The sequence below is a fragment of the Streptomyces sp. NPDC058964 genome (assembly GCF_042741275.1).
GTDB lineage: Bacteria > Actinomycetota > Actinomycetes > Streptomycetales > Streptomycetaceae > Streptomyces.
In genome coordinates this window covers 1-10,890 of the sequence record NZ_JBHYKH010000073.1, presented here as the reverse complement: position 1 = coordinate 10,890, position 10,890 = coordinate 1, and the positions used below count along the sequence as shown (strand labels likewise).

Genomic DNA, 10,890 nt, shown 5'->3' with positions numbered 1-10,890 from the left:
CGTGTGGCGGGGGCGGCGGTGATGGGGGTGGGGGGGGGCCCCCCGCCCCATGGGGGGGGGGGGGCTCCCCCGGCGCGGGGGGGGCGGGCGGCCGGGCGCGCCGCGGCCGGGCCGGTCAGGTGGAAGCGGTGGTGGTCACCACGCTGGAACAGCTGCCGCAGAACGCCACCCACAGGTCACGAACTTCGATGGCCCAGCACGTGGTCTGGCGAAGTCGACCACGGGCCGCATCTGGCGGCGGTTCCAGCTCAAGCCTCATCTGAGGGACACCTTCAAGCTGTCGACCGACCCGCTGTTCGTAGAGAAGGTCTACGACGTCGTGGGCCTGTACTTCAACCCGCCCGAAGGGGCGGTGGTGCTCTCGGTGGACGAGAAGTCGCAGACCCAGACACCGGACCGGTCCCAGCCGGTACTGCCGATAATCCCGGGCATGCCCGTGTGGCGCACCCATGTCTACGTGCACCGCCAGGTCGGCGACGATCTGCGCGGCGATCTCCTCGCCTGGCACCGCGGTGTGCTGAGCCAGGGCCGCTTCGAGGGCCGTGGATGCGCCCGCGCGTCGGCGTCGCGCACACCGCGGTTGGCCAGCCAGGCTGTCAGGCCGCGGCGGCGGATGGCGGCCGGGGGGCTGGTACCCCGTCAGCAACACCGGTGCGGCCTTGCGGGCCGAGTAGTCGAAGGCGCGCTCCAGGGCGGGGATGATGTCGGTGAGCACGTCGCGGAGACGGTTGATCATCCATACCCGGTCGGTGACGAGGTCGGTACGACGGGCAGTCAGCAATGCCGGATCTGCGGCCAGTTGGGCGGGCCTCGCCTCCCTTGCCCTTGTCTTCCTGGCCGTTTGCTTCTTCCGCGGCATCTCATGGACCTCGGCATCCTTGCCGCGGGACGCCCTGGCCTTTGCCACGGACTCCTGCAGCGCGGCCATGAGGTCCGCAACCTGGCTTGACGGACCGGGAGTGGATGGCGGCGGGTCGGAACCTCGGCCTGTTCATCGTCTGGTTGAAGTACGCCGTTGCGCCCCGGGGTGGGGTGGTGGCGGAGTGCAGCCGGGGCCGAGTTGCGGAGCCGGTGCGCGGTGAGCGGCGGACAGCGCGAGGGCGAACTGGAGGTCGCCCGGGAAGCCAACCGACAGTTGACCAGGGCCTTGAACCAGCGCGCGGGACCGGACGGCTGCCCCGTGGCAGCCGCGGGCCACGTCAGGTGGTGACGTCGGTGCCGAGCCCGTTGAGGCAGCCGTGGCCCGTGCCCGGGACTCCCGGCTCTGAAGTACTCAGCGGGTAGCTTTCGGCTAGTCAGGCTGCCGGTTCCCTGTCTTGTCGCCTCGTTGGGCTGTCCGGGTGAAGCGCGAGGCTGACGACCAGACGGCGATCACGCAGGTCGGCAAGCCGCCCCGGCCCTCGAGGTCGGCCCTGTTCGTTGGGCGATCCCCGGACGGACACCTATCGGGATGCGAAAAGGTCCTGGTAGCAAACCTGGCATGGCAGGCATGTCGCGACGAGCGGAGTTAGGTTGGTTCAAGGGATCTGTCTCAGGAAGCGTGATTGCGAAGATGGACGGGCAGGCGATCGGCTGGATGTGGGTGTGGCCGATGCTTGTTGTGGCCGGTCTGCTGATCATCGGCTACGCCGTATTGCGCTTGGCGCGAAGCGGCCGAGGATCTTCCCGCGGCGGGTCCGATTCGGGCTCAGTGGCGCGGCGGATCCTCGATGGGCGCTACGCCCGCGGGGAGATCGACGAGCAGGAGTACCAGCACCGCAGGAGGGCGCTGCGGTGACCGGCGCGCCGATCAGCCGACGCCGGGCCTTGGGTCTGATCGGGCTGGGCACGGCCAGTGTTGCCGTCGGCGCGACCGGCTGGGCCACCGGTCTGGGCGCCCCGAGCAGGGACACCTCGGGCCGGGACCTGGCCCAGCCTCGGGTGCTGGCCAGTCGCGACGGGGTCCTGGATGTGTCGCTGACCGCCGCTCCCGGGGTGCGCCTGGCCGGGCGGGACACCCTGGCGTGGGGGTATAACGGCACCTGCCCGGGGCCAACGCTGCGAGTACGGCGTGGGGACCTGCTGCGGGTGCGGCTGATCAACCACATCGACCAGCCGACCAACCTGCACACCCACGGTCTGCACGTGTCCCCGCGCGGCAACGGCGACAACCCGTTCGTTACCGTCGCCCCCGGCGGCAGCTTCGGCTACGTGTACCGAATCCCGGCCGACCACCCTCCCGGCACGTTCTGGTACCACCCGCATCACCACGGCACCGTCGCCGACCAGATCTTCGCCGGCCTGGCCGGAGCGCTGCTGGTCGACGGCGGTCCGGACCCGGATCTGCCAGTGACTGACGACCTGGTCCTGCTGGTCACCGACACGACTCTGGACGGGGCTGGCCGGGTGGCCGCGCCGAACATGACGGCCAGGATGATGGGCCGCGAAGGCGACCTGGTGCTGGTCAACGGCCAGCACCAACCTGTCATCACCGCCACACTTGGCGATGCGCAGCGGTGGCGGGTCATCAACGGCTGTGTCTCCCGGGTGCTCGCGCTGCGGCTGGAGGGCCACCGGCTGACCCAGCTCGCCCTGGATGGGGCGTTCCTGCCGGCCCCGGCCGAGCGGGACCAGGTGGTGCTGGCCCCGGGCAACAGGGCCGACCTGCTGGTGCGCCCCGTCCGCGGCGGCCGGTACACGCTTGTTGCCGATCCGTACGACCGGGGCAGTATTGGCATGATGGGCGGGGGCCCGCCCGCCTCCGGTCCGGTCGCCCTGGCCACCCTGGAAGCCTCCGGACCGGCCGCGACACCGCCGTCGCTGCCAGTCACGCTACCGGCCCCGTCCGCCCCCCAAGGCCGGGTGGCCCGTCAGCGTCGGCTCACCTTCGCCATGGGCATGGGCATGATGGGCGGCACGGGCACGGGGACGTTCACCATCGATGGGCGCACCTTCGACCCGGACCGCGACGACCAGACCGTCCCGCTCGACACCGTCGAGGAGTGGACCGTGGTCAACACCAGTCCCATGGATCATCCGTTCCATCTGCATGTCTGGCCGTTTCAGGTACTGGCAACCAGCACCGGCGTGCCCCCGACCGGGCTGCGCCAGGACGTTGTGCTCGTGCCCGCGCGGGGCTGGGTACGGCTGCGTATCCCGTTCACCGATTACCCCGGCCGCAGCGTCTACCACTGCCACGTTCTCGACCACGAGGACCTCGGCATGATGGCCACGATCAACGTCCACCAGTGACGGGCTGCCCCACCGACCCGGCTTCTTGCCGCGATGCCGATCTGCCACATCCTCACCAAGCCCCGCCTGAAGTCACCGCCGCCTCGTCCGTCTCACGCATGTCGGCCAGCGGCGCCCAGGCCCCGGCCACGGACGGCATGGCCGCGGCGACTCGAACAACCGGTTCCCCGATCGAACAGGTCACCGAACTCGGCCGTGATCGAGCTGATCGGCTCACGCCAGGGGAAAGCCCGCTCCAGCAGGCTGCCGGGCCGGTGTCGTACGGGCAGAGTCGTCGCAACCCTCCTCCGTGAAGTAACTCGTTCGGGCGTATCCATCCTGCGCGACTCCGGCTGCCCCCACGAGTCGGGCACCCGGTCCGCCCGCCCTGCCCGCGGACATACCCGAGCAACAACCGGACTGGCGCGGCGGGGAGCTGCATGGCGCACCGAAGGATTCGCCGCCGGTCGCGTGAACCCTCGACAGACGATGGCGAGCCACCTGAGGCCACATGGGAAGAAATTGCCTGGAATTCAGATATGCCTATAAATGTTTCCTAAGGTGTGACGTGGGTGCAACAAAGCACTCGCGGGGGCTGTGTCGGGAGAGTCACAGGAGATGACGTCAAGGAAAGCGGGTTTCGACGCTCTCCGGGGGCCGGGCGTGCCGAGTTCACCGTCAGGGCGCTGGGGTTTGGTACTCGGCTCCGGTGGAAGTCTGGGAGCGGCGTGGACGATCGGCGCGCTGTGTGCGCTGGAGGACGCCTACGGGTGGGATCCGCGGACTGCGGATGTCATCCTCGGGACCTCGGCGGGCGCCATCGTGGGCTCGGCGCTGGCACTCGGGACGCGCCCGTGCGAGCTGCGGGACCACCAGCGCGGCCACGCCGTGACATCAGGTCCCTTGCGAGGGGTGCGGGTTGACTACGACACGTGGGTCGGCGGCGGCCTGCCGCCCCTTCCCAAGCCTGGAATCGGGTCGCTGAAACTGCTGCGCAGCATGACCGACCGTCCGCACCGGATGCCGTTCACGATCTTGCTGGCCGCCTTCGCCCCACCCGGACGGGCGAGCCTGGACGGCGTCCGTGACGTCTTCTACCAGCTGGGGATGGCCGACCACTGGCCTCCCAACCCGGCGCTGCGCGTGACCGCGGTGGACGTCGATGCTGGCACCCGCGTGCTGTTCGGCACGCCGGATGCGCCGCGCACCGACCTCGCCACCGCCGTAACCGCCTCGTGCGCCCTTCCCGCATGGTTCCCGCCGGTGGAGATCGACGGACGCCGCTACGTGGACGGCTGTGCCTGGTCGGACACCAACCTCGACCTGCTGGCCGGCGACGGCCTGGACGAGGTGGTCGTCCTGGCGCCGACCTCCGCCCGCCGGACAGACCGCCCACGCAGCCTGGCCGCCCGGCTCGAGCGCCGCCTGCGCCGCGTCGCCACGGGGCGCCTACTGCGCGAGGCCCAACTGGTGCGGGACGCCGGCACTCGAGTACGCCTGATCACTCCCGGACCGGAGGACCTGGCCGCCATGGGCGCGAATCTGATGGATCCCCTGCACCGGCTGACCGTCCTGGAGACATCCTTGCGGACCACCGCTGCAGAGCTGCGCACTCCCTCCCCGGACCAGTCGGCCGCAGCGCCTCCACCCCACGCGCAGGGTCCGACCGACCACCGCCGCGCATAACGGGTGCACACAGGGTACGGACTGCCTCCACAGGGCAGCCAGCCTGATCCGTCGCCGGACTCCCCCGGCGGCCCCGCCGATGTGGGACGGGGTCTTGTCGGAGGGTGCTGATCACGGTTGATGAGCCAAGGACGGTCGCGACGCCGCCGGAATCATGATCTTCTGCAACTCGCGCCCACGCGCTGTCGTACGGATAGTGAATCCATACAGATGTAACCGGAGAGGCACCCGCAGATGCCGCGCCACGAAACGCCATCACATGGATTGTGGGTTTCCACACCGCCCTGCCGACTCTTGCCGTCACCAACTTGATCGCCGGGCTCGCTTACGTGTTCTTCATGGGCGGCGGTTTAGCTGCGGGCCCTGACCCGCGCCAAGGACCGGCTGCAGGGTCTGCTCGCCGCCGTGCCGGCCATCAGCCGGGAGACCGAGCTGCCCGCGGTCCTTTACCGCATCGTGACCACCAGCATGGAGCTGACCGACGCGCGCTCCGGCAGATCGGCGAGGCGCTGGGCTTGGACATGGGGTACGGGGCAAGCTGGAGTCGTTGCGCGGGAAGCTCACGAAGCTGGCCGACCGCGGCTGGCTGCACAAACGACCCGACGGGAAGTTCACCACCCGTCCGTGACCGGTCCGCGCGGCGATCGGGGCGTAACCAAGGTGCCCCCGGCGGCTGTTGGAATTGTGTGACGAAAACCAAAGAGCGCACCGGGGACACCGTGTCCCTGGTGTACCAGTGCCGCCTGCCGCTGTCCACGCACACCCTGAACTACCCCTCCGACCTGCTGCGACGCCATCTGAAAGCGATACGTTCGAGGTGGCGGGCGCCGCCGCCCGGGAGGATGCGGTGATCGTCCTGGCCGTGCTGCGGCACGATCAGCGTCTGGGCGGCATGGCCGGCGGCAACGACATCTCCGCCACCACCGTGCGCCGCTCGCGCGACGAGCTGATCGCTCTGCTGGCCGCGAGGGCCCCTCGCCTGGACCGCGCCCTGAAGAAGATCGCCCGGCGGGGCGGCGAGGTCGTCCTGATCGACGGCGCCCTGATCCCCACCAGCGCCGTACCGGAGAGGCGAACCGCCCGGATTACTCCGGCAAGCATCGCCGCCACGGCCCGCACGTCCTCGCGCTGACCGACGAGCGGGGCCGTCTGGTGTGGGTATCGGCCGTGCGGCCCGGCCGCACCCACGACATCACCGCCGCCCGCCGCGACCGCATCCTGGCCCACCTGCGTGCTGCCGGCCTCGGCGCCCTGGCCGACCTGGGCTTCCTCGGCCTGGACACGACGGGGTCGATCCCGTGGTCGTCACCGGCTTCAAGGCCACCCGCGCCCGCAGGCTCGCATCTGCCGAGAGGGAGGCCAACCGGGTCCTGGCCGCCGGACGCGTCCCCGTCGAACGCGGCTTCGCCCACCTGAAGAGCTGGGCGGATCCCCACCAAGCTCCGTACTGACCCCGCCCGCGCCGCCCACCTGTTTCGCGCGCTGCTCATCCTGACGAACGTCGAGGCCACTACCGACAATTGATCTCTACCGCAGGTCGCCCACGATCAGCACATGCCCCCGGAACAGCTGTCACCGGGCCGGGATCGGCTGAGTGAGGTTCACCGGATTGCCGTCGGGGTCCTGGATGTGGGCGACGCGCTGTCCCCACGGCATGTCGTTGGGGCCGCCGCGGACCGAGCCGCCCAGCGCCTCCACCCGGCCGAGCGTCTCGTCGACGTCGCCGACACCGATGCTGAGCAGGATCCGCGACGCCGCCCCAGTCCACGGGTTCGCCTTGGCCACCAGCCCGAGGTCGGTGTCGCCGATGCGCAAGCCGACGTAGAAGGCCGGGCCTTCCGCCGGTACCCGGAAGATCTCCTCAGCGCCGAACAATTTCGTATAGAAGCCGAGCAGAACGTCCTGGTCGGCAGTCACGATCACTGGCTGGATGGTGGACATGGCACTCCTGTCGAGAACGGACGTGTCGCTGGGTAGACCGTTCGAGGACAGCGAACTCATCGGCAAGACCACCCGACCGGACGATCTACAACACGGACTGCCGCCCACTACCAGCACGAGCACCCCGAAACGAGGTCACGCCACCCCTCTGACCAGCCACTTCAAGATGGCGGAGCTTCTGTGGATTTCCCTGGCGGTCCTCGGGTCCAGGAGGCGCTCGCCCACATAGTCCAACAGGCCCGCAGCCTGCGGCCTGCGTTCGTGCTGCTGAACTGGAAGCTTCGACGTCGCTCGTCTGGCCGCCAGCCGGGCGCTTGGACTGCAGGTCGCCGGGGCTCGCATGCAGCACGAGGCTGACTGGCCCTCCGGCAGGCGAAGGGGACCTTGGGCCCCTTGGCATGGGCTGTTCGGCTAGCGGGATGGCGGCACGCGCGGTGCACTGGAGCTGTCCGCAGCCACAAACAGAGCCAAGGAGTACGGCGATGGCCGCACTGACGCGTAGGGAGAGGTTCCCCTTCCCGGACCTTCCCGAGTGGTTCGAGACCCTCCCTGCACGCTTCGCGATGCCCACCATGAGCAACCTGTATGCGGTCCGCATCGAGGACTACACGCAGGACGGCCGCTATGTCATGCGGGCGGAGCTTCCAGGAGTGTCCACCGAGGACATCGACGTCGTCATCGGCGGCGGAGTGCTGACCGTCAAGGCCCAACGCACCGAACAGGATGTGGAGAAACACCGCAGCGAGATCCGCTATGGCTCCATGAGCCGCAGCGTGACCCTGCCGACAGGTGCCGACGAGGACGACGTCAGGGCCGACTACACAGACGGCATGCTCACCGTCAGTGTGGGGCTGGGGAGCGAGAAGGCCGGGGTCAAGCACGTCGAGATTCGGCACGGCGGGTAATCCAGGCCGGAAGGGCGACGCCCGGCCCGCCGGCCTCGGCGCTGCCGCGGGAGACCGATGCGGGTGCGCTCATCGGACGAGTGAAACCCAGCCTGGTGCCAGTTCTCCTGTGGCTGCGCGAGAGCATCAACGGTGTGGTGAAGGCGGCGGCCCGGTGGCTTGCGTCGGCTTCGGCTGGGACGATGCCGCGCGTGGGACGGCGAGGCGTCCGGCAGCCGCGGTGGTCAGCCCCGTGGGGCGCGGGATGAGGCGGCAAAGCTGCGGCGTGGCGTCTCCTCGAACTCCGGCTGTTCCAGGCCGAGTTCCAGGGCGGCAGAGTTCGGCAACGTGTCGCGTCCTGCGCCATACCGGACCCCGCGGCGGTTGCCGTTTGGTGCTGGGAAGAGCTGGTCAGGTATGTCTGAGGGACCAGTGGTGGTGGGGACGGACGGCTCGGCGGGAGCAGCGCGTGAACCTACACGCCGGGAAACCAAAGGCTGTATGACCCGGCGGACCGGGCGGACGACATGGAGATCGCCGCCGGTACTGCCTCATGCCCGAAGCAGAAACAAGGGGGCGCGGGCAGGACGTGCCTCTTCGGCGAGCGCGACCAGCCGGGCGGCGTCGAGTTTCGACGGCTTCACTGTGGCATGCGATGCAGGCGGGGAGGGGGCCCGCAGAAGCCCCAGGTGCGTACTGTCGAAGCCGCTACCGAGGAGGACTTCTGATGCGCAGCGTGACCTACTCGATGAACATCTCACTTGACGGCTACATCGTCGGGCCGGACGGCGACTTCGACTGGACGGCGCCCGACGAGGAGGTTTTTCGCTCCTGGATCGACGAGATTCGGCAGGTCGGCGTCCACCTGTTGGGACGACGCCTGTACGAGACGATGCTGTACTGGGAGACCGCCGACCAGGATCCATCGCTCGACGACTCAATGCTCGAGTGGGCCGCGATCTGGAAGCCGCTCCCAAAGGTGGTGTTCTCCACCACGCTGTCGGCGGTGCAGGGCAACGCCCGTCTGGCTTCCGGCGGCCTGGCGGAGGAGATCGAGCGGTTGCGAGCCGAGCCGGGGCAGGGCGACATCGCGATCGGCGGCGCGGCTCTCGCCGCCGAGGCGGCCGCGTTGGGTCTGATCGACGAGTACCGGGCCAGGGTCTATCCGGTGCTGGTTGGCGGTGGCATTCCGTTCTTTCCCCAGCGCGGGCGCCGGGTGGATCTCGAACTCGTCGAGACCCGCACCTTCAGCTCGAGAGTCGTCTACCTCCGCTACCGCGTGGCGCGTTAGCCGGCTCGTCCGCCGAGCCCTAGGGAGCTGGTTCGGAGATCATGTCGCAGTAACGGCAGATGCGCTCGCGGATCTGGTCGGCGGTTCTGGTCCATTTGAAGGGCCGGGCCTGGTCGTTCCAGACCTTGATCCAGTGTTCGAGGGCGGTCTTGAGGTCGTCGAGGGAGCAGAACACTGAGCGTTCGAGACAGCGTCGTTGGAGCTCGGCGAACCACCGCTCGGCCTGGTTGATCCATGACGAGTACGTCGGGGTGACCAGAGCCAAGTGCAGGCCCCCATCGGCGAAGCACAAGTCATCGACTGACCGAGCAGCAGGACGGCCCGGCCGCGCGCCCCGTGGACGGAGACGGGAAGGCGGCCGCCCGCTCGGGTCACCGCCCTCCGGCCTGGACGATCCCGAACATGACCGCAGCCAGCACGCCGACACCGGTCAAGCCGACCGTGAGCGGCATCCCGAGCGCCGCGTGGCGGTGGGCCACGTAGATGAGGCCGGCGACCAGGACCAGGCCGACGGGGACCAGGAGCAGCACGACGAGCAACTCAATTGTGGACATGGGAGTTTCCCCCTGAGGATCAGGCACACGGCAGACCCGCGTGCGGATGGATGGCGGAGCGTGGAATCCCTCCGGACGGGCCGGGCATGCGTTCCGGATCGTCGGACAGGGCGACGTCAGAGTGCTTGCTGCGGGGGTTAGCCCCGCAACCGACTCTGACCTGCGCATTCGCCATCGAGGTGATCCCGGGGCCCGCGGTCAGGTGGAACGAAGGAGGCTCGGACGCTGCTGCAGCCCCGACTCAATGCACCCCCGGACACGCATTCAAGAAAGTCCGGCCCGCGAGAAGGCGGCCCTGCGCCCTTGAATGCGCGCCGCCGCCATGCCACCAGCACAGGAGGCCAGACGCTCCCTCTGGCCTTGTTCACGAGACTTTGTTCACGAGAACCGACATCACCAGTACATGAGATGAGGCGGCGGCGTCGGCGCGTCGTGTTCGATGTTCGTGAGAAACGACAGCGCCCCCAGCGCGTCCCGCCGTCGCAGGGCCTCGCCTCGGGAAGCCGCGACGAGACCCCCAGTAGCTCTGCGTAGTGTTCCGGCTCCTCGGCATCCGGCCACGGAGCCCGCGCAAGAACCCGTTTGGCGGACCACCGCGACCACTGCTACGTTCCCGGAGGCCGTGCGAGAAACCGAGGAGGTGGTACCCGTGAACGCAGTATCGACATGGGTGCTCCCCTCCGGGGTCACGGTCGGGCGGTAGGTCGTCCGGGAGCGCCGTTCAGGAGCACTCCCGAAAGGCACGACCATGCACTTCACTTCCGAACAGCGCCTCGACGACGGCGTCCTCGAACGCGGATTCACCCTCGGCAAGATCCCCGGCATCCTGTGGACGCCCGCGTCCTCATCCGCACCGGCGCCACTGATCCTGATCGGCCACCCCCCGCTCGGACTGCGCAAGATGTACCCCCGGCTGGCTGGGCGGGCCCGGCACTACGCGGCGGAGTACGGCTTCGCCGCGGCCACCATCGAGCTCCCGGGGAGCGGTGATCGACCCCGTTGGGCCGCCGCCGAGCAGGCCCGCGCCGGCCTGCGCCGGGCGATGGAGGCCGGCGAGCCGGTCGGCGACGAGATCGTCGACGCCGTCATCCTCCCGCTGGTCGAAAAGGCGGTCCCGGAATGGCAGGCCGCCCTGGACGCCCTCCTGTCGCTGCCCGAGATCGGCGGCCCAGTCGGATACGAGGGGGGAGTGATCTCCATCGGCGTCCGCATTGCGGTGGTCGAACCGCGCATAGTGGCCGCCGGTCTCTTCTCATGGAGTCTCGTGCCCGCCCCCAATTTAGAGTATGCCCCCCCGGTCACACTTACACTGCAAGTAAATCTT

Annotated in this window: 11 protein-coding genes and 2 pseudogenes; 9 read left to right on the top strand and 4 right to left on the bottom strand. The window is 69.2% G+C overall.

Annotated features, from left to right (window positions below):
- Positions 1 to 454: 454 nt before the first annotated feature.
- Positions 455 to 808 (bottom strand): annotated as a pseudogene (locus ACFW2E_RS12465) (IS110 family transposase); the annotation flags it as partial.
- A gap of 732 nt (positions 809 to 1,540) precedes the next feature.
- Between ACFW2E_RS12465 and ACFW2E_RS12460 the strand changes: the two are divergent.
- The 6 genes and pseudogenes from ACFW2E_RS12460 to ACFW2E_RS12435 all read left to right on the top strand — a co-directional run bounded on the left by ACFW2E_RS12460 (position 1,541) and on the right by ACFW2E_RS12435 (position 6,347).
- Entirely contained in the window at positions 1,541 to 1,777 is a 237-nt protein-coding gene (locus ACFW2E_RS12460) for an SHOCT domain-containing protein (protein WP_384465481.1), read from the top strand.
- Positions 1,774 to 3,231 (top strand): multicopper oxidase family protein, encoded by a 1,458-nt coding sequence (locus tag ACFW2E_RS12455; RefSeq protein ID WP_384465478.1) that lies wholly within the window; start codon positions 1,774 to 1,776, stop codon positions 3,229 to 3,231. The genes ACFW2E_RS12460 and ACFW2E_RS12455 overlap by 4 nt, the downstream gene beginning before the upstream one ends.
- Before the next feature lie 597 nt (positions 3,232 to 3,828).
- Positions 3,829 to 4,896, top strand: a complete 1,068-nt coding sequence (locus ACFW2E_RS12450) for a patatin-like phospholipase family protein (protein WP_384465475.1) — start codon at positions 3,829 to 3,831, stop codon at positions 4,894 to 4,896.
- An 817-nt stretch (positions 4,897 to 5,713) separates the two neighbouring features.
- Positions 5,714 to 6,028: a hypothetical protein gene (locus tag ACFW2E_RS12445; RefSeq protein WP_384465472.1), complete on the top strand. Its 315-nt coding sequence runs from the start codon at positions 5,714 to 5,716 to the stop codon at positions 6,026 to 6,028.
- Positions 6,019 to 6,120 (top strand): annotated as a pseudogene (locus ACFW2E_RS12440) (IS5/IS1182 family transposase); the annotation flags it as partial. The gene ACFW2E_RS12445 and the pseudogene ACFW2E_RS12440, both read left to right, overlap by 10 nt.
- A gap of 74 nt (positions 6,121 to 6,194) precedes the next feature.
- Complete coding sequence (locus tag ACFW2E_RS12435) at positions 6,195 to 6,347, top strand: hypothetical protein (protein WP_384465469.1); 153 nt, start codon at positions 6,195 to 6,197, stop codon at positions 6,345 to 6,347.
- Between the two features lie 121 nt (positions 6,348 to 6,468).
- Here ACFW2E_RS12435 and ACFW2E_RS12430 read toward each other — a convergent pair whose 3' ends face one another.
- Positions 6,469 to 6,837: a VOC family protein gene (locus tag ACFW2E_RS12430; RefSeq protein WP_384465466.1), complete on the bottom strand. Its 369-nt coding sequence runs from the start codon at positions 6,835 to 6,837 to the stop codon at positions 6,469 to 6,471.
- 482 nt (positions 6,838 to 7,319) lie between these two features.
- Here ACFW2E_RS12430 and ACFW2E_RS12425 point away from each other — a divergent pair, with 482 nt between their 5' ends.
- Both ACFW2E_RS12425 and ACFW2E_RS12420 read left to right on the top strand, forming a co-directional pair.
- On the top strand, positions 7,320 to 7,742 hold the full coding sequence (locus tag ACFW2E_RS12425; protein WP_384465463.1) for an Hsp20/alpha crystallin family protein: 423 nt from the start codon (positions 7,320 to 7,322) through the stop codon (positions 7,740 to 7,742).
- A gap of 706 nt (positions 7,743 to 8,448) precedes the next feature.
- A complete protein-coding gene (locus ACFW2E_RS12420; RefSeq protein ID WP_384465460.1) occupies positions 8,449 to 9,012 on the top strand; it encodes a dihydrofolate reductase family protein in 564 nt (187 codons plus the stop codon).
- Between the two features lie 19 nt (positions 9,013 to 9,031).
- Here ACFW2E_RS12420 and ACFW2E_RS12415 read toward each other — a convergent pair whose 3' ends face one another.
- Together ACFW2E_RS12415 and ACFW2E_RS12410 are read right to left on the bottom strand one after the other, a co-directional pair.
- Positions 9,032 to 9,277 (bottom strand): hypothetical protein, encoded by a 246-nt coding sequence (locus tag ACFW2E_RS12415; protein ID WP_384465457.1) that lies wholly within the window; start codon positions 9,275 to 9,277, stop codon positions 9,032 to 9,034.
- Positions 9,278 to 9,383: 106 nt separating this feature from the next.
- A complete protein-coding gene (locus ACFW2E_RS12410) occupies positions 9,384 to 9,566 on the bottom strand; it encodes a hypothetical protein (RefSeq protein WP_384465454.1) in 183 nt (60 codons plus the stop codon).
- A gap of 748 nt (positions 9,567 to 10,314) precedes the next feature.
- On the opposite strand from ACFW2E_RS12410, the gene ACFW2E_RS12405 reads away from it, so the two are divergent.
- A partial coding sequence (locus ACFW2E_RS12405; RefSeq protein ID WP_384465451.1) for an alpha/beta hydrolase occupies positions 10,315 to 10,890 on the top strand: 576 nt, incomplete at its 3' end.

Coding starts and splice junctions, on each gene's coding strand:
- ACFW2E_RS12450 (WP_384465475.1), top strand. CDS start 3,829: ATGACGTCAAGGAAAGCGGGTTTCGACGCTCTCCGGGGGCCGGGCGTG.
- ACFW2E_RS12430 (WP_384465466.1), bottom strand. CDS start 6,837: ATGTCCACCATCCAGCCAGTGATCGTGACTGCCGACCAGGACGTTCTG.
- ACFW2E_RS12425 (WP_384465463.1), top strand. CDS start 7,320: ATGGCCGCACTGACGCGTAGGGAGAGGTTCCCCTTCCCGGACCTTCCC.
- ACFW2E_RS12420 (WP_384465460.1), top strand. CDS start 8,449: ATGCGCAGCGTGACCTACTCGATGAACATCTCACTTGACGGCTACATC.
- ACFW2E_RS12410 (WP_384465454.1), bottom strand. CDS start 9,566: ATGTCCACAATTGAGTTGCTCGTCGTGCTGCTCCTGGTCCCCGTCGGC.